Annotated in this window: 24 protein-coding genes and 1 tRNA gene; 20 read left to right on the forward strand and 5 right to left on the reverse strand. The window is 67.6% G+C overall.

All coding sequences use genetic code 11. The annotated features are described in order from the left end of the window. Position 1: 1 nt before the first annotated feature. The 14 genes from HZY97_RS01675 (at position 2) to HZY97_RS01740 (ending at position 10,614) form a co-directional block, all read left to right on the forward strand. Positions 2-1,054 carry a Glu/Leu/Phe/Val dehydrogenase gene (locus HZY97_RS01675; protein ID WP_180139936.1) on the forward strand — a complete coding sequence of 351 codons (1,053 nt, stop codon included), beginning with the start codon at positions 2-4 and terminating at the stop codon, positions 1,052-1,054. Between the two features lie 200 nt (positions 1,055-1,254). Then, entirely contained in the window at positions 1,255-2,853 is a 1,599-nt protein-coding gene (locus HZY97_RS01680; RefSeq protein WP_180139940.1) for a M20/M25/M40 family metallo-hydrolase, read from the forward strand. A gap of 244 nt (positions 2,854-3,097) precedes the next feature. Next, complete coding sequence (locus HZY97_RS01685; protein ID WP_180139943.1) at positions 3,098-3,556, forward strand: carboxymuconolactone decarboxylase family protein; 459 nt, start codon at positions 3,098-3,100, stop codon at positions 3,554-3,556. Further along, positions 3,553-4,413, forward strand: a complete 861-nt coding sequence (locus HZY97_RS01690) for a sigma-70 family RNA polymerase sigma factor (RefSeq protein ID WP_180139946.1) — start codon at positions 3,553-3,555, stop codon at positions 4,411-4,413. The genes HZY97_RS01685 and HZY97_RS01690 overlap by 4 nt, the downstream gene beginning before the upstream one ends. A gap of 51 nt (positions 4,414-4,464) precedes the next feature. Then, on the forward strand, positions 4,465-4,929 hold the full coding sequence (locus HZY97_RS01695) for a hypothetical protein (protein ID WP_180139949.1): 465 nt from the start codon (positions 4,465-4,467) through the stop codon (positions 4,927-4,929). After that, on the forward strand, positions 4,929-5,114 hold the full coding sequence (locus tag HZY97_RS01700; protein WP_180139952.1) for a hypothetical protein: 186 nt from the start codon (positions 4,929-4,931) through the stop codon (positions 5,112-5,114). Before HZY97_RS01695 ends, HZY97_RS01700 begins: the two co-directional genes overlap by 1 nt. Before the next feature lie 49 nt (positions 5,115-5,163). After that, entirely contained in the window at positions 5,164-5,565 is a 402-nt protein-coding gene (locus tag HZY97_RS01705; RefSeq protein ID WP_180139954.1) for a hypothetical protein, read from the forward strand. 252 nt (positions 5,566-5,817) lie between these two features. Further along, positions 5,818-6,537: a heme ABC transporter permease CcmC gene (gene ccmC / locus HZY97_RS01710; RefSeq protein WP_180139965.1), complete on the forward strand. Its 720-nt coding sequence runs from the start codon at positions 5,818-5,820 to the stop codon at positions 6,535-6,537. Next, a complete protein-coding gene (locus HZY97_RS01715) occupies positions 6,534-6,668 on the forward strand; it encodes a heme exporter protein CcmD (protein WP_180139968.1) in 135 nt (44 codons plus the stop codon). The genes ccmC and HZY97_RS01715 overlap by 4 nt, the downstream gene beginning before the upstream one ends. Continuing rightward, positions 6,665-7,099, forward strand: coding sequence for a cytochrome c maturation protein CcmE (gene ccmE, locus HZY97_RS01720; RefSeq protein WP_180139971.1), 435 nt, complete (start codon positions 6,665-6,667; stop codon positions 7,097-7,099). The genes HZY97_RS01715 and ccmE overlap by 4 nt, the downstream gene beginning before the upstream one ends. Further along, the gene (locus tag HZY97_RS01725) at positions 7,096-9,024 is read left to right on the forward strand and encodes a heme lyase CcmF/NrfE family subunit (RefSeq protein ID WP_180139974.1); all 1,929 of its coding nucleotides are present in this window, start codon (positions 7,096-7,098) and stop codon (positions 9,022-9,024) included. The genes ccmE and HZY97_RS01725 overlap by 4 nt, the downstream gene beginning before the upstream one ends. Next, the gene (locus HZY97_RS01730) at positions 9,021-9,545 is read left to right on the forward strand and encodes a DsbE family thiol:disulfide interchange protein (RefSeq protein ID WP_180139977.1); all 525 of its coding nucleotides are present in this window, start codon (positions 9,021-9,023) and stop codon (positions 9,543-9,545) included. The genes HZY97_RS01725 and HZY97_RS01730 overlap by 4 nt, the downstream gene beginning before the upstream one ends. After that, positions 9,542-9,949 carry a cytochrome c-type biogenesis protein gene (locus HZY97_RS01735; protein ID WP_180139980.1) on the forward strand — a complete coding sequence of 136 codons (408 nt, stop codon included), beginning with the start codon at positions 9,542-9,544 and terminating at the stop codon, positions 9,947-9,949. The genes HZY97_RS01730 and HZY97_RS01735 overlap by 4 nt, the downstream gene beginning before the upstream one ends. After that, positions 9,949-10,614, forward strand: coding sequence for a cytochrome c biogenesis factor-like protein (locus HZY97_RS01740; RefSeq protein ID WP_180139984.1), 666 nt, complete (start codon positions 9,949-9,951; stop codon positions 10,612-10,614). The genes HZY97_RS01735 and HZY97_RS01740 overlap by 1 nt, the downstream gene beginning before the upstream one ends. Positions 10,615-10,665: 51 nt before the next feature. Here HZY97_RS01740 and ald read toward each other — a convergent pair whose 3' ends face one another. After that, positions 10,666-11,772: an alanine dehydrogenase gene (gene ald, locus HZY97_RS01745; RefSeq protein ID WP_180139987.1), complete on the reverse strand. Its 1,107-nt coding sequence runs from the start codon at positions 11,770-11,772 to the stop codon at positions 10,666-10,668. A 137-nt stretch (positions 11,773-11,909) separates the two neighbouring features. On the opposite strand from ald, the gene HZY97_RS01750 reads away from it, so the two are divergent. Next, positions 11,910-12,377, forward strand: coding sequence for an Lrp/AsnC family transcriptional regulator (locus HZY97_RS01750; protein ID WP_180139990.1), 468 nt, complete (start codon positions 11,910-11,912; stop codon positions 12,375-12,377). Between the two features lie 15 nt (positions 12,378-12,392). On the opposite strand, the gene HZY97_RS01755 is transcribed toward HZY97_RS01750, so the two are convergent. Then, positions 12,393-12,905: a cupin domain-containing protein gene (locus HZY97_RS01755; RefSeq protein ID WP_180139993.1), complete on the reverse strand. Its 513-nt coding sequence runs from the start codon at positions 12,903-12,905 to the stop codon at positions 12,393-12,395. Between the two features lie 306 nt (positions 12,906-13,211). On the opposite strand from HZY97_RS01755, the gene HZY97_RS01760 reads away from it, so the two are divergent. The 5 genes from HZY97_RS01760 to trxB all read left to right on the forward strand — a co-directional run bounded on the left by HZY97_RS01760 (position 13,212) and on the right by trxB (position 18,581). Continuing rightward, positions 13,212-15,140, forward strand: a complete 1,929-nt coding sequence (locus tag HZY97_RS01760) for a potassium transporter Kup (RefSeq protein ID WP_373684303.1) — start codon at positions 13,212-13,214, stop codon at positions 15,138-15,140. Further along, entirely contained in the window at positions 15,137-15,649 is a 513-nt protein-coding gene (locus tag HZY97_RS01765; protein ID WP_180139995.1) for a 2'-5' RNA ligase family protein, read from the forward strand. The genes HZY97_RS01760 and HZY97_RS01765 overlap by 4 nt, the downstream gene beginning before the upstream one ends. 59 nt (positions 15,650-15,708) lie before the next feature. After that, positions 15,709-15,785 (forward strand) — tRNA-Met (locus tag HZY97_RS01770). A 304-nt stretch (positions 15,786-16,089) separates the two neighbouring features. After that, a complete protein-coding gene (locus tag HZY97_RS01775; protein ID WP_180139998.1) occupies positions 16,090-17,481 on the forward strand; it encodes a tyrosinase family protein in 1,392 nt (463 codons plus the stop codon). 125 nt (positions 17,482-17,606) lie between these two features. After that, on the forward strand, positions 17,607-18,581 hold the full coding sequence (trxB, locus tag HZY97_RS01780; RefSeq protein WP_180140001.1) for a thioredoxin-disulfide reductase: 975 nt from the start codon (positions 17,607-17,609) through the stop codon (positions 18,579-18,581). A gap of 3 nt (positions 18,582-18,584) precedes the next feature. Here the strand turns inward: trxB and HZY97_RS01785 are convergent, their stop codons facing one another. Genes HZY97_RS01785 through HZY97_RS01795 form a run of 3 tightly spaced genes read right to left on the reverse strand, consistent with a single transcriptional unit; the run spans position 18,585 to position 20,232 of the window. Further along, complete coding sequence (locus HZY97_RS01785) at positions 18,585-19,373, reverse strand: hydrolase 1, exosortase A system-associated (RefSeq protein WP_180140004.1); 789 nt, start codon at positions 19,371-19,373, stop codon at positions 18,585-18,587. After that, entirely contained in the window at positions 19,361-19,999 is a 639-nt protein-coding gene (locus tag HZY97_RS01790; protein WP_180140006.1) for a hypothetical protein, read from the reverse strand. The genes HZY97_RS01785 and HZY97_RS01790 overlap by 13 nt, the downstream gene beginning before the upstream one ends. Continuing rightward, the gene (locus HZY97_RS01795; RefSeq protein WP_373684256.1) at positions 19,996-20,232 is read right to left on the reverse strand and encodes an acyl carrier protein; all 237 of its coding nucleotides are present in this window, start codon (positions 20,230-20,232) and stop codon (positions 19,996-19,998) included. Before HZY97_RS01795 ends, HZY97_RS01790 begins: the two co-directional genes overlap by 4 nt. Positions 20,233-20,248 lie beyond the last annotated feature (16 nt).

The following is a 20,248-nucleotide window of genomic DNA, read 5'->3' on the forward strand; positions in this document are numbered from 1 at the left end:
CTTGATCACCGACTGGGGCTTCCCCGATTTCGACGACCATGAGGGCGTCCACCTGTTCAGCGACCGCGAATCGGGGCTGAGCGCCATCATCGCAGTCCACTCCACCAAGCTCGGCCCGGCGGCCGGCGGCGTGCGCTTCTGGCATTATGCCGATCACCGCGCCGCGATCACCGACGCGCTGCGCCTGTCGCGCGGCATGAGCTACAAGAATGCGATGGCCAATCTGCCGCTCGGCGGCGGCAAGGGCGTGATCCTGGCGAGCGAGCCGGGCGCGACGGTCACCACTGCGCAGCTCGAAGCGTTCGGCCGCGCCGTCGCCTCGCTCGACGGCAAGTACGTCACCGCGGAAGACGTCGGCATGTCCGAAGAGCGGATGAAGGTCGTCGCGACCCAGACGAAGCACGTCTCGGGCCTGCCCGTCGCCGAAGGCGGGGCAGGGGGCGATCCCGGTCCGATCACCGCGCGCGGCGTCTATCTGGGCGTCAAGGCAGCGGCGAAGCGCGGCCTCGGCGCCGATTCGATGGCCGGCGTGCGCGTCGCGATCCAGGGCGTCGGCTCGGTCGGCGGCGGCGTTGCCCGCCTGTTGGCCAAGGACGGCGCCAAGCTGGTGCTGGCCGACGTCAATGCCGAGCGCGCCAAGGCGCTGGCGGCAGAGCTCGGCGGCGAGGCGATCGACGCCTCGGAGATCCTGGGCATCGAGACCGACGTGCTCAGCCCGAACGCGCTGGGTGCGATCTTCACCGAGCAGAGCATCGCCGCGCTCAAGACCAATGTCATCGCCGGCGGCGCGAACAACCAGCTCGCCACGCGTGCGGACGGCCAGCGCCTCCATGACCGCGGCATCCTCTACGCGCCCGACTATGTGATCAACGCGGGCGGGATCATCAATGTCGGCCTCGAATATCTCGGGCAGGGCAACATGGCCGAAGTGATGGCACGCGTGGGGAAGATCCCCGAGCGCCTGATCGAAGTCTGGGACGAAAGCGCCCGCACCGGCGACCCGCAGAGCGAAGTCGCCGACCGCATCGCGCAACGGCTGATCGGGCGCGGCTGATCTCTAAAGCCCTCTCCCCACCGGGGAGAGGGTTGGGAGAGGGGCTGGACGCTGCCGTTGTTCCCGCCGCGCATTGCTCAAGATACACTGCCTCTCTCCCTGTCCCTCTCCCCGGAGGGGAGAGGGAGAAGAAGGCCGCTTGCACCGGTCACGTCCCACCAATAGCCTCGCGCATCCTCCCTCGCTTCCCGCGGAGCCCCATGCGCACTTTCCTCCTCGCCACCGCTGCCCTGCTCGTCGCCGTCCCGGCCGCTGCCCAGTCCGTCGATCCCGCCGCCATGGGCGCGCTGGTCGATCAGGGCACCAGCCATTCGGAAGTGATGAACACCGCCGAGTATCTCGCCGATGTGATCGGCCCGCGGATGACCAATTCGCCGGGCATGCGCGAGGCTGAGGCCTGGACGCAGGCCAAGTTCCGCGAATGGGGCCTCACCGATGTCCACAAGGAAGGCTTCGACTTCGGCCGCGGCTGGTGGATCGAGAAGTCGAGCGTGCGCATGGTCGCGCCGCGCCCCGTCCAGCTCACCGCCATCCCGATCGCCTGGACCCCCGCGACCAACGGGCCGGTGACCGCCCCGGTGATCGTCGCGCCGATGAAGAGCGCCGGCGATTTCGCGCAGTGGAAGGGCAAGCTCGCCGGCAAGATCGTGCTGGTCTCCGCGGCCGGCACCGGCTCCGAGCCGAAGGAGCCCGATTTCCAGCGGCTGAGCGACGCGGACCTCGCCAAGCTCGACACCTATGAAGAGCCGACCTGGGATCCCGCCAAGCAGCAAGCGCTGACGGCGCGGGCCGGTTTCGAGCGGGCGCTCGCCAAATTCCTCGCCGATGAAGGTGCGGTTGCCTATGTCTCGCGCTCGCGCAGCGACGGCAAGCTGGTCCACGGCGAAGGCTATCTCCACCATGTCGGCGAGACGCCCAAGGTGCCCGGCGTCGAGATGGCGGCGGAGGACTATCGCCGCCTCGTCCGCCTCGCTTCGATCGGCAAGGCGCCGAGCCTCGAGATCGAGAACAACGTCCATTTCGACGACAGCGACCCCAAGGCCTATAACATCATCGCCGACATCAAGGGCAGCGATCCCAGGGCCGGCTATGTGATGGCCGGCGCGCATCTCGACAGCTGGGTGGCGGGCGACGGCGCCGCCGACAATGGCGCGGGCAGCGCGATGGTGATGGAGGCCGCGCGCATCATCAAGGCATCGGGCGTCAAGACCAAGCGCACGATCCGCTTCGCGCTCTGGGCCGGCGAGGAGCAGAGCCTGTACGGCAGCATCGCCTATATCGAGCAGCATCTGGCGACGCGTCCGGCCTGGGATCATGTGCCGAGCGCCGACGAATTCTATTACAGCTGGGCGACCCGCTTCCCGATCACGCCGCTGCCCGGCCACAAGGACCTCGCCGCCTATTTCAACATCGACAATGGCTCGGGGAAGATCCGCGGCATCTATGCCGAGAACAACATGGCCGTCGTGCCGATCTTCAAGGACTGGCTCGCCCCCTTCGCCTCGATGGGCGCCTCGACCGTGGCGATCCAGAAGACCGAGGGTACCGATCACCAGTTCATGCAGGCGGTCGGCATCCCGGCCTTCCAGTTCATCCAGGACCCGCTCGATTACGAGACGCGGGTGCACCACACCCAGCTCGACACTTATGACCATCTGAAGTCGGCCGACATGCGCCAGGGCGCGATCATCCTCGCGGCCTTCCTGGTCGACGCCGCCAACGCCGACAAGCCGCTGCCGCGCATGGCCATCCCGACTGCGCCGAGCGAGACCGACGCGATCGGGCAGTCGGCGAAGTAAAGGCACTTACCGGTTCCCCGGCGAAGGCCGGGGCCCAGTCTCAGCGTATTTGGCGAGTTGCGAGAGCCTATCGAAAGACATCGCAACTGGGCCCGGCCTTCGCCGGGGAGCAGCTTGGGGATCGGCACCGAGGGAGGCGCTCCCACGGGCGATTTTTCACGCCAATACGAAAAAATTCGCGCCGCATGTCACATCGGGCGCGGCTGTCTCGTCATGTCTGCGTCAAACCCAAAGGAGATGCATGATGACCACCCGCCTCGACCCCTTCAAGGCAGCCCCCGGCCCGATGAAGCTCTGGCTCGACGCCACCGCCAACATCGCGCCCACGCTCGAGAAGAGCCTGCTCGAACTGGTCAAGATCCGCGCCTCGCAGATCAACGGCTGCGCCAATTGCCTCAACATGCACACCGCCGACGCCCGCAAGGAAGGCGAGAGCGAGCAGCGCATCTATCTGCTGAGCGCCTGGCACGAAGCGCCCTGCTTCACGCCGCGTGAGCGTGCCGCGCTGGCCTGGACCGATGCACTGACGCTGGTTGCCACGGCCCGTGCGCCCGATGCACTCTATGCCGAAGTCGCCGAGCAGTTCAGCGAGGCCGAGCGCGTGGAGCTGACCCTGATGATCAATGCGATCAATGGCTGGAACCGCATCGCAGTCGGCTTCGACCTGTTCTACGGCACCGTGCCCGCCCGGGCGGCAGCATGACCGGCGCGGACGCAGCGGCGAGCTTCGATCCGCTGCGTCCGCGGCTGGCGCGCATCGCCTATCGAATGCTCGGTTCGGTCGCCGATGCGGAGGATGTGGTGCAGGACGCGTTCCTGCGCTGGCTCGATACCGACCGCGACCAGATCCGCGAGCCCGAGGCATTCCTGCGCCGCGTAGTGACGCGGCTGTGTCTCGACCAGCTCAAGTCCGCCCGCGCCCGGCGCGAGACCTATGTCGGCCCCTGGCTCCCCGAGCCGATCGTCGAAGAGGAGGACGAAGTGGAGGATGTCACCCTGCCGCTGATGATGGCGCTCGAACGCCTGTCGCCGCTCGAGCGCGCCGCCTTCCTGCTCCATGACGTGTTCGGTGTGGCCTTTGACGAAGTCGCGGAGACGATCGGCCGCGATCCCGCCGCGACGCGCCAGCTTGCCAGCCGCGCCCGCACCCATGTCCGCGCCGCGCGCCCGCGCTACGATATGCCGAAGGAGAAGGGGCTGGAGATCGCCGCCGCCTTCTTCGCCGCCTCGCGCAGCGGCGACATGACCGCGTTCCGCAGCCTGCTCGCCGACGATGTCGCGACCTGGTCCGACGGTGGCGGCAAGGTGCCCGCGGGCCTGCGTCCGATCCACGGCATCGATGACATGATCAAGCTCTACACTTCGCTCGCGCGCTTCTTCGTCAAGGAGCAGTCGCGGATCATACGCTACGGGATGATCAACGGGCTGCCGGGCTTCGTCTCGGTCGAGCCGGGCGGCGTGTTGCAGACCACCGCACTGGCGATCGAGGACGGCAAGATCACCGGCATCTATGTCACCCGCAATCCCGACAAGCTGGGGCATCTGGGGGCGGTGCATTGAGCTAAGCCGACTGGCCCTATAGCTTCGATGGCGAGCCGCTGGAGAAGGCGATTGGAACTGTTCGCGCTGATGCTGATCGGGCCCTTGCTGCTGCCGCTGGCGGCGCTGGCCTGGCTCCTGCTCAGGCGGCTGAGGCTGCTGCCGCCCGGGGCGCATCCGCTGATCCTGGTAACGCTGCTCTGGGCGATGCTAACCGGTGGCGTATTTGCAGGGATGGAGCTCGATGAACTCGTCGCGCGGCCCTGGCGCCTCCAGGCAGCACATCTCGGCGCGCAATATGGCACGCCCCTCGATCTGCGGCGCTATACCGTAAGCGGCTTCCAGGACGTCGACATCCTGTGGATCTACCAGCTCGCGCCCGATCGGGCGGCCAAACTGCGCACGCGCTGCGGCAAGCCCACATGGATCCGGGAATACCATGGCTGCGAGCTATACGGGTCGTGGATCGAAGCGCAGCAGCGCGGCACCCAGATCATGCTGGGTGGCGACCGGCTCTATCTTTCGGAGAGCATGTGATGCGGCCCTTCTTCCCTGTCGCATTCGCGCTCGGCGCGGTGCTGCTCTTGCTCGGCATCTGGATATTCATGGTCTCGGTGAATCCCGCGCCCACCGTCATGGGATGCGGCGCGGCTACGCTGGCGCTGACTGCGCTGGCGTGGCGCGGGCATCGTCGTGCGCGGAGGGCCGAGGCCGTTGATTAACCTCGACCGTTATCGCGGCGCAAAGCGGGAAGCGGGCAAGACCATGCGCATGAAGCCCCGCGCCCTGTCCCTCTGCCTGTTGATCCTTGCCGGCTGCGGGCAGGGCAACGGCAAGGCCACCGACGAGATCATCGGCCATCGCTGGGCACGCACGCTTGCCGAATGCGACGATTCCTATCTCGATTTCTCGCGCAACATGATCGATTTCGTCCGCGACGGGCGGCCGGTCAATTCGCTCGCGGTGTTGCGGATCGACAGCGATCCGGCGGATTCCTCCATCGCGACGTTCGTGATCGAAGGCGCACGCGGCGCTTCGGATGCCGCGATGGTGTTCAAGGTCGACGGCGACAGCCTGAAGCTTGTCGGCCAGGGCTCGCTGGACGCGCTCCAGCGGGTGGCCGAGGGAACCAGAGGCAATCGCAGCTTCGTCATGCGCCGCTGCCCCGCCTAGCGCCTTGCAATGTAGGATTTCGTCTGTTTCCCTCTTCCGGCCGAAATGTGTTCCGGCCGCTCTTTGACTCGTTGGAAATATAGGATTCGTGCCGCGCAACGATGTTGCGGGACCCGCGCGGTTCTGGGACGACGAGCCAATTTTCACGCCGATTTTACTAGGCTCTGTGCGTGTAGTTCGTGAAATTTGACCCGGCCGGCGGCACCGCAAAGTTGGATGGATTCCGCCCAAGAACCTCGCTAGTCATCGCGCGTGCCTGCCTTGCATGCCTTTGCCAATCCCGCGCGCTTCCTGAAGATTGCGCGGCCGCTGACGCCGGTCCTGTTCTGGGCCGGGGTGGCGCTGGTGGCGTTCGGTTGCTGGGCGGGGCTGACGCTGACGCCACCCGATGCGGTGCAAAAGGAAAGCGCGCGCATCCTCTACATCCATGTCCCCAGCGCCTGGCTGGGCATGGGCGGGTGGAGCGGGCTGGCGATCGCGTGCCTGAGCTATCTGGTCTGGCGGCATCCGTTGGCGAGCATCGCGGCGCGGGCGATTGCGCCGGCGGGGGCCACCTTTGCGGCGCTGTGCCTGCTCACCGGCTCCATCTGGGGCCGCCCGACCTGGGGCACCTGGTGGGAGTGGGACGGGCGGCTGACCTCGATGCTGCTGCTGTTCTTCGTCTATGTCGCCTGGATCGCGCTCGACCGTGCCGACGCCGAGCGTTCGGGCGATGGCCGCGTGCCGGCGCTGTTCGGCGTGGCGGGCAGCGTGCTGCTGCCGATCGTCCATTATTCGGTGATTTGGTGGAACACGCTCCACCAGGGCGAGAGCGTGCTCGCGGGCAAGATCGCGCCGTCGATGCTCTGGCCGCTGTTCTTCACGCTGGGCGGCTTCACTTTGGTCTTCGCCGGCGTGGTGCTGATGCGGATGCGCGCGATCCTCGCCGCGCAGAAGGTCGAAGCCCGGCTGCGGCGGATGGCGGCGGCATGAACCACTGGCCGTTCATCACTGCCGCGTACGCTATCGTGCTGCTCGGCACCGGCGGGCTTGCCGCGCTGAGCTTTGCCGCGATGCGCAAGGCCGAAGCTGCCGCCGAAGCGCTGCGGAGCGGCCGCGAATGAAGGCCAAGCATCAGCGGCTGACCCTCGGGCTGCTCGCGCTCGGCGCGATCCTCGGCGCCTCGGCGCTGGCGATGTCGGCGCTCAAGGATCAGGCGGCGTTCTTCTATGCGCCGGGCGATGTGAAGGGGAAGCCGCTCCCGCTTGACCGGCATGTCCGCCTGGGCGGGATGGTGCAGAAGGGCTCGATCGTCCGCGCCGCCGACGGCATCTCTATCCGCTTCGTGGTGACCGACGGGCAGGCGACGGTGCCGGTCGCGTTCAAGGGCGTGACGCCGGACCTGTTCAAGGAAGGATCGGGCGTGGTCGCCGAGGGCAAGTTCCAGGGCGATGGCAGCTTCGTCGCCGACAATATCCTGGCCAAGCATGACGAGCGCTACATGCCGCCCCAGGCCGCCGGCAACATGCACGAGACGAAGACGCTCGAACAGTGATCGCCGAAGCCGGTCTCGCCGCCTTGTGGCTCGCGACGGGCTTCGCGCTCGTCCAGGTGATGCTCGCCTTTGGCGCCGCCAGAGCCGCCGACGGCGAAGGCGGGGCAATGGTGATGACCGCGCTGCGCCGGGTCACGATCGTCCAGGGCCTGCTGGCGCTCGCCGCGTTCGGCCTGCTGATCACGTTGTTCGTTCAGTCGGACATGTCGGTGCTGCTCGTCATAGAGAACAGCCACTCGATGAAGCCGCTGATCTACAAGATCGCCGGCGCCTGGGGGAACCATGAGGGCTCGATGCTGCTCTGGGTCACCGTGCTGGCGGTGTCGGGGGCGGGCGTAGCGATCTTCGAGAGGCGCCTCGCGCCAGCTACGCTGGCGGCCACCCTGGGGGCGCAGGCGGCGATCGCGATCGGCTTCTATGCCTTTCTCGCCTTCGCTTCGAACCCATTCGTCCGGGTCAGCCCGGCACCTCTCGACGGGCAGGGGCTCAACCCGCTGCTCCAGGACCCGGGCTTGGCCTTCCACCCGCCGACGCTCTATCTCGGCTATGTCGGCCTCTCGGTGGCATTCAGCTTCGCGGTCGGCGCGCTGCTGATGCGTGATGTCGGTCCGGCCTTCGCCAAGGCGATGCGGCCTTGGGTGCTCGGGGCGTGGATCTTCCTGACGATCGGCATCACCGCGGGCAGCTACTGGGCCTATTACGAGCTCGGTTGGGGCGGCTGGTGGTTCTGGGACCCGGTCGAGAATGCGTCGCTGATGCCCTGGCTGGCGGCGACCGCCTTGCTCCATTCGGTGAGCGTGCTCGCCACTCGCGACGGGTTGCGTGCCTGGACGGTGATGCTGGCGGTGGTCGCCTTCTCGATGTCGATGATCGGCACCTTCCTGGTCCGTTCGGGCATATTGGTCAGCGTCCATGCCTTTGCCGTCGATCCGACCCGCGGTACCTTCATCCTCGGCCTTCTCGGCCTCTACATCGGCGGTGCGCTGGCGCTGTTCGGGGCGCGGATCGGCACGGTGAAGCAGGGCACGACCTTCGAGCTGGTGAGCCGTGAAGGCGCGCTGGTGCTCAACAATTTGCTGCTGACGGTGATCCTCGGCGTCGTCTTCATCGGCACGCTCTATCCGCTGGTGGCGCAGGCCGCCGGCGTGCAGCTCTCGATCGGCGCACCCTTCTTCGAGAAGGCGGCGGTGCCCGTCGGTCTGGCGCTCGTTGCGGCGACGGCTTGCGGGCCGCTGCTCAAGTGGCGGCGTGACCAGTGGAACACGCTGCTTGGCAAGCTGCTCGTGCCGGTAGCCGCAGCGGGCGGCACCTTCGCGCTGGTCTTCGTGCTGGCGGGGGCCGAGCACTGGATGGCGGTGCTCACCCTCGCGCTGGCCGCGGGGCTGGCGGTGGCCAGCGTTGTCCCGCTGGTTCGCCGCAACCTGCGCCGCACCCCGCTCAACATCTACGGTATGGTCGTTGCGCATCTCGGTATCGCAGTGAGCATCGCCGGCATGGCCGCGGACAGTGCTTTCAAGTCCGAGCGGCTGGCGGCGATCTCGGTAGGGCAGAACGTCACCGTCGGGCCGTATCGGATCGAGCTGCTCGAGGTGCGCCCGGCGATCGGGCCGAACTGGTCGGCGCTCGAGGCGCATCTCAAGGCCACCCGCGCGGGCGCCGCGCCGTTCGATCTGTTCCCGCAGCAGCGTTTCTTCGCCAATCCGCCGACCAACACCAACGAGGCGGCGATCGCCACCGAGCTCGATGGCCAGCTCTACACCGTGATCGGCCAGGGTGACGGGCAGGGGCGCTGGCAGCTGCGGCTGTGGTGGAAGCCGTTCGTCACGCTGATCTGGCTCGGCGGGTTCCTGATCGCGCTGGGCGGCCTGCTCTCGCTGGTCGGCCGAGTACGGCGCGAGCGGCGCGAGGCGGAGGACGCGCTGTGAGACGGCTGCTCCTCTGGGCGCCGCTGGCGCTGTTCGCGCTGGTCTTCGCGCTGGTCGCCGGCGGGCTGATCAAACCGGCGGACCGGATGGTGCACTCCGCGATGGTGGGCAAGCCGCTGCCCGAGCTGGCGATGAAGCCACTGCTGCCGGGCAAGCCGGGCGTGGCGAGCGCAGACTTCAAGGGCAAGCCGCGGCTGCTCAATGTGTTTGCCAGCTGGTGCATCCCGTGCATCGCCGAGGCGCCGCAGCTGATGAAGCTCAAGCAGGCCGGGGTCGAGATCGACGCAATCACGATCCGCGACACGCCCGAGGCCGTGCAGGCCTTTCTCGCCAGGAACGGCGATCCCTATGCGCGGGTCGGGGACGACCCCACCGGCAAGGCGCAGATCGCTCTGGGCTCGTCGGGCGTGCCCGAGACCTTCCTGGTCAACGGCAAGGGTGAGATCGTCGATCAGCATATCGGCGACATCCGCGCGGACGACATTCCCGAGATCCTGCGCAAGCTGGAGGCGGCGAAGTGAGGCGCCTCGCAATCCTTCTCGCTCTGCTCGCGACCGGCCCGGCGCGGGCGGACTCGAACCGCGCCCCGGCACCGCTTGCCTATAGCCAGCTCCCCGATCCGACGCAGGAGGCTGAGGCCAAGGCGCTGATGGAAACGCTGCGCTGCCTGGTTTGCCAGGGCCAGTCGATCGCCGACAGCGACGCCGAGATGGCCGGCGACATGCGCGCCTTGGTCCGCGAGCGAATCGCAAGGGGCGAGCGGCCCGCGGCGATCCGGACCTATCTGATCCAGCGCTATGGCGACTATGTCACTTATGATCCGCCGCTCAGCTGGGTGACCGCGCCTTTGTGGATAGCGCCGCTGCTGCTGCTGGGCATCGGCCTGTTGCTGGCGCGGCGGCTGTTTCGAAAAGGAGCCGCGTGATGGGCTGGGTGATGCTCGGCGCGATCGCCCTTGTCGCGCTGCTCGTACTGGCAGCGCTGCGCTATCCGGCCAAGCTGTGGGCGGTGCCGGCGACCGCGATCATGCTCGGCGCGGCCGGCTATACCTGGCAGGGCAGTCCGGGACTTGCGGGGCATCCGGTCAAGCCGAACACGCAAAAAGCTGAGGTCGACCAGGGGCTGATCGACCTGCGCGACGCGATGTTCGGCAAATACGGCACCTATGCCTGGAGCTATGCCAACATGGCCGACGGCATGGCCCGCACCGGCAATCCCGAGTTGGTCGTGGCGGTTTGGCAGGGCGCGGTGCGCAAGGTGCCAGAGGATGTCGCGCTATGGACCGGTTTCGGCGTCGCGCTGGCCGAGCATGACGGCAACCAGATCTCGCCGGCCGCGCAGTTCGCGTTCGACAAGGCGCTGGCGCTCAGTCCGGGCCATCCCGGGCCGCCCTTCTTCTACGGCCTCGCGCTGATCCGCGCGGATCGCTTCGCTGAGGCCAAGCCGTGGTGGGAAAAGGCGGTGGCGCTGACGCCGGAGACCGCGAGCTATCACCGCGAGCTGGCGATGCGGCTGCTGGCGCTGGACGCCTTCCTACAGGAAATGGAGCAGCGGCAAGCGATGGAAGCGGGCGCGGCGACCAAGCAATAACTGATCCCCGGCGAAGGCCGGGGATCAGCATCAATCAAGCAGGCAGGCGGTTCAGCCCGCCCAAGCCTCGTACGGCAGGTCGAGATCGTCGGCGACGGCCTTGAACGCGATCTTGCCCTTGTAGACGTTGAGGCCGTTGGCGAGGTGCTTGTCCGCCTTCATCGCGCCCTCGGCGCCGAGATTGGCGAGCTTGAGCACGAACGGCAGCGTCGCGTTGTTGAGCGCGAAGGCCGAGGTGCGGGCGACCGCGCCCGGCATGTTGGCGACGCAATAATGGATGATGCCGTCGACTTCGTAGACCGGGTTGTCATGCGTGGTCGCATGGCTGGTCTCGAAGCAGCCGCCCTGGTCGATCGCGATGTCGACCAGCACCGAGCCGCGCATCATCGTCTTGAGCATTTCCCTGGTGACCAGCTTCGGCGCTGCGGCACCGGGGACGAGCACCGCGCCGATCACGACCTGCGAAGTCTTCACGGCCTCGGCGATCGCGGCCTTGGAGGCATAGGCGGTCTTGATCTGGCTGCCGAAATGCATGTCGAGCTCGGCCAGACGCTCGTTGCTGATGTCGTAGATCGTCACATCGGCGCGCTGGCCGGTGGCCATCTGCGCGGCGTTGATGCCCGAGACGCCGCCACCGAGGATCGCAACCTTGCACGGCGCCACGCCCGGCACGCCGCCGAGCAGCTCACCGCGGCCGCCCTGTTCCTTCTCGAGATAGTGCGAGGCGACCTGGATCGACATGCGGCCCGCGACTTCCGACATTGGCTTGAGCAGGGGCAGGGCGCCCGAGTTCGAAGTGACGGTCTCATAGGCGATGCAGGTCGCGCCCGACTTCATCAGGCCCTCGGCCTGCGGCTTGTCGGCGGCGAGGTGGAGATAAGTGAAGAGCAGGTGGCGCGACTCGAGCATCGCGATCTCGCCCGGCTGCGGCTCCTTGACCTTCACGATCATGTCCGAGCCGGCGAACACGGCCTTGGCGTCCGGCGCGATCTTCGCGCCGACGGCGGTGTAGGCCGAATCGTCGAAATCGATGCCCATGCCGGCCTTGGTCTCGACCAGCACTTCATGTCCGGCATGGACCAGCTCGGCCACCGAAGCCGGGGTCAGGCCGACACGATATTCGTGATTCTTGATTTCCTTGGGAACGCCGATGCGCATGGGAGCCTCTCCGTGAAAGCGATTGGCGCGCAGAATATAACATGGCGGGCGGCGAATCCCTGCAAAGATATGACAAGGGCGTGGGGTTTGCGCATGAAATCCGTGTAATCGCGTGAAATTCCAGCTATCCATGCAACATGGACAGGATCGACGCAGCTATCCTCAAATCGCTCGCCGCAGACGCGCGCGCGCCGGTGAGCGCGATCGCGACTCAGGTCGGGCTATCGCAATCGGCCTGCACGCGCCGGATTCAGGCGCTGGAGGCATCGGGCCATGTCCAGGGCTATGGCGCGCGACTCGGGCATCGGCGGCTGGGCTTCCGGATCACCGCGCTGGTCGACATCACGCTCGGCACGCAGATCGAGGAGGATCTGGCGCGGTTCGAGGCGGCGGTGGCGCAGATCGATGGCGTGGTGGAATGCGCGCTGGTCTCGGGCGGGCAGGATTATCGCCTGAAGATCCTGGCGCGTGACCTCGACGACTACGAGCGGCTGCACCGCGAGCATCTCGGGCGGCTGCCCGGGGTGGTGACGATCAACTCGAGCTTCGTGCTGCGCGCGGTGCCGACGCGGAGCGAGGCGGAGGCGCTGTTCGGGGGGCGGTAGGCGCGGAGCGCTCGCTCACTTCGCCCCAGGCAGTTTGATCCCGAGCAGCACCAGCCGGTCGCCGGTGATGCCGAACCAGTGCGGCACCCCTGCAGGGACCAGGATGACGTCGCCGGGGCCGAGGGTGCGGGTGGTGCCGCCGTCGATGCGGCTGCCGTCGATCAGGCTTGGGTTGCGGGTTTGCGGATCGGCCAGGGTGCCGCCCGAGACCAGTGTGCCGGCGCCTTCCACTACGATCGCATATTCCGCTTCGGCCGGGTGGACGGCGGGGCGGCCCGGTTTCTTCCAGATCTCGATCGCGGCCACGGTCGCGCCGTTGCGCACCAGCGGGCGCCACATGAATCCCTGATCGGGCTTCATCTCGGCGAGCATCGTACGGACCTGAGCCTTCACGTCCGCACCGCTGGCGAAGGCGGTGGGATCGGCGGAGGTGCCAGCGGTGGTTTGCGCGGATGCTTGCCCGATCCCCAAGGAGGTCACCAATAAAATTGCCGGGATGCACGCCAGCGCTTTGCCGATCGCGTTCATGCTGTCTCTCCTGCCGCCGGTCTGCTGCCGCAGCCACGGGAGAACATAAGAAGCGCGACCCGGGGTCAAGTCCCGAGGGGACGGGGGAGCTACGACCATGGTCCAGCTTGCCACGAAAGGCTTTGCGGACGGGGACGCGCAAGGCAGGGAACCTGCCGCCCTCTTGCGCGTCGATCCCCGCGTAACGACATTCGTTGATTGCATATGCTGCGCGTGCTAACCGCCCGCCCGCAATTAGAAGATCGAGAACGCAGGTCGCATGGCCAGGTCCGTTTCCTTTCCGACGCGACATCCGCGCCCGTGAACATCACCCCAGAAGGAGCCGCACAGTCGGCTCCGGCAGAAACCGACGCGCACGCCGCGCATGGCCACGGCCATGATGCGACGTGGAAGCTCGCCATCGGTGCCATCGGCATCGTCTTCGGCGACATCGGCACCAGCCCGCTCTACGCCTTTCGCGAGACGTTCGACGGCCACCACAAGCTGACGCTCGACACGCTCCACATCATGGGCGTGATCAGCCTGATGTTCTGGTCGATGATGGTGGTGGTGACGCTGAAATACGTCACGATCATCATGCGCGCCGATAACAAGGGCGAGGGCGGCAGCCTGGCGCTGCTCGCGCTGATCTCGCGCAGCAGCGGCAATCCCAAGCGCTGGACGCAGGGAATCGTGCTGCTCGGCGTGTTCGCCACCGCGCTTTTCTATGGCGACTCGATGATCACCCCGGCGGTGTCGGTGCTCTCGGCGGTGGAGGGTCTTGCCGTCGCCGCGCCCGGTTTCAGCAAGCTGGTGCTGCCGATCGCAGTGGTGATCCTGGTGCTGCTCTTCTCGATCCAGCGGACCGGCACCTCGCGCGTCGGCACGTTCTTCGGGCCGATCATGCTGTTCTACTTCCTGACGATCGCGACGCTCGGCACGCTCAGCCTGATCCAGACGCCGACGATCCTCCAGGCGCTGTCGCCGCTCCACGCCTTCCAGTTCCTCGCCGACGACCCGCTTAAGGGTTTCCTGGCGCTCGGCTCGGTCGTGCTGGCGGTGACCGGCGCGGAGGCGCTTTATGCTGACATGGGCCATTTCGGCCGCAAGCCGATCCGGATCTCGTGGCTGTGGTTCGTGCTGCCGGCGCTGATCCTCAACTATATGGGCCAGGGCGCGCTGCTGATGCGCGAAGGCCATCACGCGCTGCGCAGCCCGTTCTATATGCTGGCGCCCGAAGTGCTGCAGTTCCCGCTAGTCATCCTGGCGACGATGGCCGCGGTCATCGCCTCGCAGGCGGTGATCTCGGGCGCCTTCTCGGTGACGCAGCAGGCGATCCAGCTCGGCTTCGTGCCGCGGCTGCGCATCGAGCATACCAGCGCCTCGACCGCCGGGCAGATCTACATCCCGCTCATCAACTGGGCGCTGATGATCATGGTGATCCTGCTGGTGCTGGCCTTCCAGACCTCGTCGAACCTCACCGCGGCGTACGGCATCGCCGTTACCGGCGCGATGTTCATCGACAACTGCCTGCTGGCGGTGGTGCTGTTCCAGCTGTGGAAGTGGAAGAAGCGCTATGCGATCCCGCTGCTCGCGATCTTCTTCACCGTCGATCTGGCCTATTTCGCCGCGAACCTGACCAAGGTGCCCGATGGCGGCTGGTTCCCGCTGCTCGTCGGCTTCATCGTGTTCACGCTGCTGACCACCTGGTCGAAGGGCCGCCAGCTGATGATCAACCGGCTTCGCGAGAGCGCGATGCCGATCAAGATCTTCATCACGTCGGCGGCGTCTTCGGCGACGCGGGTACCCGGCACCGCTGTGTTCATGACGTCGACCCCCGACGGCGTGCCGCACGCGCTGCTGCATAATCTGAAGCACAACAAGGTGCTGCACGACCGGGTGATCCTGCTGACGGTGAAGATCAAGGACGTGCCCTATGTCCCGGACGAGAACCGCATGATCGTCGACGATCTCGGCCGCGGCTTCCACCGCATGATCCTGGCGTACGGCTTCATGCAGGAGGCCGATGTGCCCGCCGCGCTTAAGCAGGCGAGCACGTGCGGCGCCGAGTTCAAGATGATGGAGACCAGCTTCTTCCTCGCCAGGCAGACGCTGCTCGCTTCGTCGCGGCCGGGGATGATGATCTGGCGCGAAAAGCTGTTCGCCTGGATGCTGCGCAACGCGGAAAGCGCGATGGAGTTCTTCCGCCTGCCCACCAACCGCGTGGTCGAGCTGGGCAGCCAGGTCGAGATTTGAGCGAACGCGCGGCGCCGCTGATCGTCACGGCGCTGCTCGGGCGCCAGGACCAGGCCTGGTTCAACGCGCTGCGCCGCGAGCATTATCCGCCCGAGCGCAATGTGCTCGATGCACATCTGACGCTGTTCCACCAGCTGCCGCCCTCGGTCGCCGAGGAGCTCAAGCACCGGCTCTCGATCGAGACGCGCGGGGTGCGGGCGCCGCGCGCCAGGGTGACCGGGCTGATGTCGCTGGGCGGCGGGGTGGCCTACCGGATCGAGGCGCCCGAGCTGGTGACGATCCGCGAAGGGCTGGTCGAGGCGTTCGCCGGGCTGCTCACGCCGCAGGACGCAGGCCGCTGGCGCCCGCACGTCACCATTCAGAACAAGGTCCGGCCGGTGCTCGCCAAGACGGTGCTGACGGCCTTGTCGCGCGATTTCGTGGCGCGCGAGGTCGAGATCGCCGGGCTGGCCAGCTGGCATTATCGCGGCGGGCCATGGGAAGCGCATTCGCGTCATATGTTCGCTTGACCGACTGCAAAGCGGGACCTATGTGGCCCCCTCGCTTGGCCGCAAAGCCCGGTTTTCGGGGCGGAGTAGCTCAGTTGGTTAGAGCACGGGAATCATAATCCTGGGGTCGGGGGTTCAAGTCCCTCCTCCGCTACCAAGCGACCATCCGACGATCGGATCCTCCATTTTCACGCAGTTCCTCGTGGCCGCCCTTGGGCGCGTCAGCGGGTGTGCCGCGCTGGGGAGCTGGCACACCCGCCGGTCACAGCGCCGGAAGGGCAGGCGCCGCGCATGGCGCCCGGCAGGGGGGATGGGGGGCGCCTGCTCCTTATCGCCCGTTCGGCGCCGCCCGGCGATCCACAGACGGGGGGAGGCGGCACTACCCATAGGGGGAGCCGGGGACTCGCCTTTGGCGTCATGCCGGTCATGATGGCGCGGGGACGAATCGGGGGGCGGGGGGAATGCTGAGCAGGCGCGAGATCATTGCCATGCTGGCGGCGGGCGCCGCTGCGCCGGCCTGGGCGCTGACGGCACCGGCGCAGCCGCGGCTGCCCTGGGCGGAATTCCGCCGGACGCCCGACTATCCGCGCCTCGTCGAGGCGGTGCGGCGGATGAAGGCCAATCCGAATGCCGACAGCCCGGCAAGCTGGGGCTTCTGGCCGATGGTCCACATGCACCATTGCCCGCACGGCCAGCCCTATTTCCTCGCCTGGCACCGCGGCTACCTCCATCTATTCGAAGCAAAGCTGCGCGAGATATCGGGCTCGACGACGCTGCGGGTGCCCTATTGGGATTATTTCGCCGATCCGCGCATTCCGGCCGAGTTCTCCACCGGCAATAGTGCGACCAACCCGCTGTTCGAGCCGCGCATCGGCGGTGAAGTGGGCAAGGCGCTGGGCTTTGCCGCCTTCGCGCCGCGGATCACCGGCTTCCAGCGCGGCGGCAGCCCCGAATGTTTCGAGGCGGAGGTCGAGGGCTTCCACAACAAGGTCCACAATCTGGTGGGCGGTCGGATGGCGACGATGCTGTCGCCCTCGGACATGATCTTCTGGGTCCATCACGCCAATGTCGACCGGCTCTGGGCCGCCTGGAGCGCGGCGGGCGAAGGGCGGGCGATGCCGCCGGCGGGCGACGCCTATTGGGCGGGCCGTTTCGACTATGCCGAGGGCGTGGCGCTCGATCGGAACGTGGCGCTCGACGGGGCCGGGCTCGGCTATCGCTATCCGGACCTCAAGCTTCCCGTGGGCGAGGCGGCCGGCGGCGCGATCCGCTCGGGCGAGGTGCGCGTGCCGCATGTGCCGCCGCCCGTGCGCGGCGCCCCCGTGATCGTCCAGGCACCCCCGCCGCCGCCCGTCGAGGCGCCGCCGCCCGCGCCGGTCGAGGCCGCGCCGCCCATGGCGATGGCGCCGCCGCCCGCTGCCGCCGCGCCCGCGCCGGTGCCCTATCGTGGCATCTGGCTGGGCGGCAGCCGCTACCAGCGCGAGCCGCTCCAGCGCTCGCGTGGCGCCAGCTATGTGCCCGATGAGGTGACGATAGTGCTCGATCAGGTCTCGCTGAGCGGCGCCGGTCAGCTCGGCGGCTATTTCTACGATCTCTATCTCGACCTGGACGGGGAGGGGCGCACGGTCCCCGAATGCCTGCTCGGCTCGATCGGCCCGTTCCAGATCGCCGCGGCGCGCCACCATAGCGACGACGGCATGGCCCGGCTCGAGCTTCCGGTTGGCGAAGTGATCCGCCGTGAGGCGCAGGGGCTCGACCTGGCCGATCTCGGCGTCGTGTTTCATCGTGTCGAGGTTCAGGGCGCCGCGGAGGGCGAGACGATTGCGATCGGCTCGATCGAGGTGGCGGGCTAGCCCTGCTTTCGGCGCCCCAGCCAAAGCTGTTGTCCACAGCCATTGCGGCACCGCCTACACTACCCATGTTGCCTCAAGCCTTGCCCAGCCCCTAGATGCGGGGCTCAGCCATTTCGGAAGCCTAGATGACCGCCACCCATTCGACTCGCATGCTGATCCTCGGCTCCGGCCCCGCCGGCCTCACCGCCGCCATTTACGGCGCGCGCGCCGGCATGGCGCCGATCGTCGTGCAGGGCATCCAGCCCGGCGGCCAGCTGATGACCACCACCGATGTCGAGAACTATCCCGGCTTCCGCGACGTCATCCAGGGCCCGTGGCTGATGCAGGAGATGCAGGCCCAGGCCGAGCACGTCGGCGCGCAGATGATGTGGGACACGATCGTTGAGGTCGACGTGACGCAGCGCCCGTTCCGCATGGTCGGCGACAGCGGCACCGTCTATCTGGGCGACGTGCTGGTGATCGCTACCGGCGCGCAGGCCAAGTGGCTCGGGCTCGATTCGGAGCGGCTGCTCCAGGGCAAGGGGGTCAGCGCCTGCGCGACCTGCGACGGCTTCTTCTTCCGCGGCAAGAAGGTCGCGGTGATCGGCGGCGGCAATACGGCGGTGGAAGAGGCGCTCTACCTCACCAATCACAGCCATGACGTGACCGTGATCCACCGCCGCGATTCGTTCCGCGCCGAGAAAATCCTCCAGCAGCGCCTGTTCGCCAATGAGCGGATCAACGTGCTGTGGAACAAGAAGGTCGAGCGCTTCATCGGCGGCGGCGATCCCGAGGGCCTCGTGGCGATCGAGTTGAAGGACATGGAGACCGGCGAGCTGTCGCAGATCGAAGTCGATGGCGGCTTCGTCGCAATCGGCCACCACCCGGCGACCGAGCTGTTTCGTGGCCATATCGAGCTCGATTCGGACGGCTACATCACCGTCGAGACCGGCACGACCCGGACGAGCGTGCCTGGCGTGTTCGCTTGCGGCGACGTGATGGACAAGACCTATCGCCAAGCGGTGACCGCCGCCGGCACGGGCTGCATGGCCGCGCTGGACGCCGAGCGCTTCCTGGCCGAGGCGGACTTCGAGACGGTGGTCCAGCACGCGGCGGAGTAAGAGCTAGGCGAGGCGCTCCAGCACGCGCTGGAGCAGCCATGTCTTGTCGTCCGCTGACGCGAAGCTGTGGCTGGCGCTGTCGAGCAGCTCGACTTTCACTCTGGCGCGGGCCGTATCGAAGGCCGGGCTCTTATGGGCATCGGCGAAGGCGATGGCGGTGTTGTCGCCCTTCGCCAGCAGGATCGTCACCGGTAGTTTTGCCTCGCCGAGTGCCACTGCCAGGCGGGCGGGCAGGCCGGCGGGCGCTTCGGGCGGCTTCTGCGAGGCCTTGCGCAAGCCCTTGACCAGCTTGGCGATATTCACCCCACCGCGCAGCAGCCGGAGCCATTCCCTGGGATCGCGCAGCTTGGCGGAATAGTGCGAGCGGATCGCGGCGGCGGGGGGCAGTTCGTCGGTGGCCTCGATCGCCCAGGGATTGGCGAGGAGGAGTGCGTCGATGCCCGCCTGGGCGTGGAAGAAGGCGAGCGCAGTGGCGGCGTCGCAATTGCCGAAGGCGACGATCTTCTCGATGCCGGCTCCGCGGAACGCGCTGGCGGCGGCGGCGATGTCGTCGGCGCTGGTATGGTAGCCGTGATTCTCGCCGGTCGAATCGCCGATCCCGCGGCGATCGAAGCGCAGCACCGGGTGGCCAGCCTCGGCTACGCTGGCGGCGAGCGAGGCCATCCCGCGATGCGCGCCGACACGGATCTCGTTGCCGCCTGAGACGATCAGCAGCCCGGTCTTGTCCGGGGCGTCGTCGAGCGTGCCGGCCAGCGTCTCGCCGGCGCAGGGGAAGGTGATCAGGCGCCGCACGTGCGCATCCAGCCGGCGATGTTGTCGGCGAGCAAGGCGGCGAGCGCGGGGTCGTTGTCGGGCTCGGCGCGGCGCCAGAGCGGGGCGGCGTCGACGCGGAAATCGGCGTTCTTGGGATCGCGGTCGACGCGGACGGTGTAGCCGGCCTCGGGCGCGGCATTGTCGAGTTCGGTGAGGAATTCGGTGGGGAGGAGGTTGCCGCCGAAGTCCTCGCCGCCGCCAGCAGTGCGGATGCGGGCGAGTTCGCGGACCAGTTCGGGGCCGGTCTGGGGAGCGAAATGCCAGCGGCCGGCCAGGACGGCGCCGCTGTCGAGCAGGGCGCCGCTGCGGATCGCGAGGCTGAAGGCCGGGCTGCCCGCGGCGCGGGCTGCGGCGGCATAGGCGGCGCGGAGGTTCGCGAGGCGGATTTCCGCTGTCGGTACAAGGCTTTCGCCCTGGCCGGGCAGATCGGGGAGGGCGCCGGCGATGCCGCGTTCGGCGAGCAGGCGAAGCAGGAGGACCGTGAAGGTCCGCGTGCGGTTCGCCTCCTCGAAGAGCGGCAGCGCCGCGACTACGACCGGGCCGTCAGCGGGACCGAAGCGAAGCATCGCTTCGCGGCCGCCGGCCCAGTCGTAATGGCCTGTCACCCGAGCGCCTTGGCCGCGGCGAAGCGGGTGAGGGCGCCGAAGCTCTCGAGCATCTCGCCGTCGACCTCGTCGTCCTCGATCAATATGCCGAGCCGATCCTCGAGCTCGGTCAGCACGCCGGCGACGGCGAGCGAGTCGAGCTCGGGCAGGGCGCCGAACAAGGGGGTGTCGGCCCGGAAATCGGCGACGCGCTCGGCACTTAGCCCCAGCACATCGCGGAGCACGCCGCGCACGGTATCTTCGACTTGG

Source organism: Sphingomonas sp. R-74633, assembly GCF_013416555.1.
GTDB lineage: Bacteria > Pseudomonadota > Alphaproteobacteria > Sphingomonadales > Sphingomonadaceae > Sphingomonas.

Excerpts from the sequence above, each read along its gene's own strand:
- HZY97_RS01680 (WP_180139940.1), top strand. The coding sequence starts at position 1,255 with ATGCGCACTTTCCTCCTCGCCACCGCTGCCCTGCTCGTCGCCGTCCCG.
- HZY97_RS01685 (WP_180139943.1), top strand. The coding sequence starts at position 3,098 with ATGACCACCCGCCTCGACCCCTTCAAGGCAGCCCCCGGCCCGATGAAG.
- HZY97_RS01690 (WP_180139946.1), top strand. The coding sequence starts at position 3,553 with ATGACCGGCGCGGACGCAGCGGCGAGCTTCGATCCGCTGCGTCCGCGG.
- HZY97_RS01700 (WP_180139952.1), top strand. The coding sequence starts at position 4,929 with ATGCGGCCCTTCTTCCCTGTCGCATTCGCGCTCGGCGCGGTGCTGCTC.
- HZY97_RS01705 (WP_180139954.1), top strand. The coding sequence starts at position 5,164 with ATGAAGCCCCGCGCCCTGTCCCTCTGCCTGTTGATCCTTGCCGGCTGC.
- HZY97_RS01715 (WP_180139968.1), top strand. The coding sequence starts at position 6,534 with ATGAACCACTGGCCGTTCATCACTGCCGCGTACGCTATCGTGCTGCTC.
- ccmE (WP_180139971.1), top strand. The coding sequence starts at position 6,665 with ATGAAGGCCAAGCATCAGCGGCTGACCCTCGGGCTGCTCGCGCTCGGC.
- HZY97_RS01740 (WP_180139984.1), top strand. The coding sequence starts at position 9,949 with ATGGGCTGGGTGATGCTCGGCGCGATCGCCCTTGTCGCGCTGCTCGTA.
- ald (WP_180139987.1), bottom strand. The coding sequence starts at position 11,772 with ATGCGCATCGGCGTTCCCAAGGAAATCAAGAATCACGAATATCGTGTC.
- HZY97_RS01750 (WP_180139990.1), top strand. The coding sequence starts at position 11,910 with ATGGACAGGATCGACGCAGCTATCCTCAAATCGCTCGCCGCAGACGCG.
- HZY97_RS01755 (WP_180139993.1), bottom strand. The coding sequence starts at position 12,905 with ATGAACGCGATCGGCAAAGCGCTGGCGTGCATCCCGGCAATTTTATTG.
- HZY97_RS01775 (WP_180139998.1), top strand. The coding sequence starts at position 16,090 with ATGCTGAGCAGGCGCGAGATCATTGCCATGCTGGCGGCGGGCGCCGCT.
- trxB (WP_180140001.1), top strand. The coding sequence starts at position 17,607 with ATGACCGCCACCCATTCGACTCGCATGCTGATCCTCGGCTCCGGCCCC.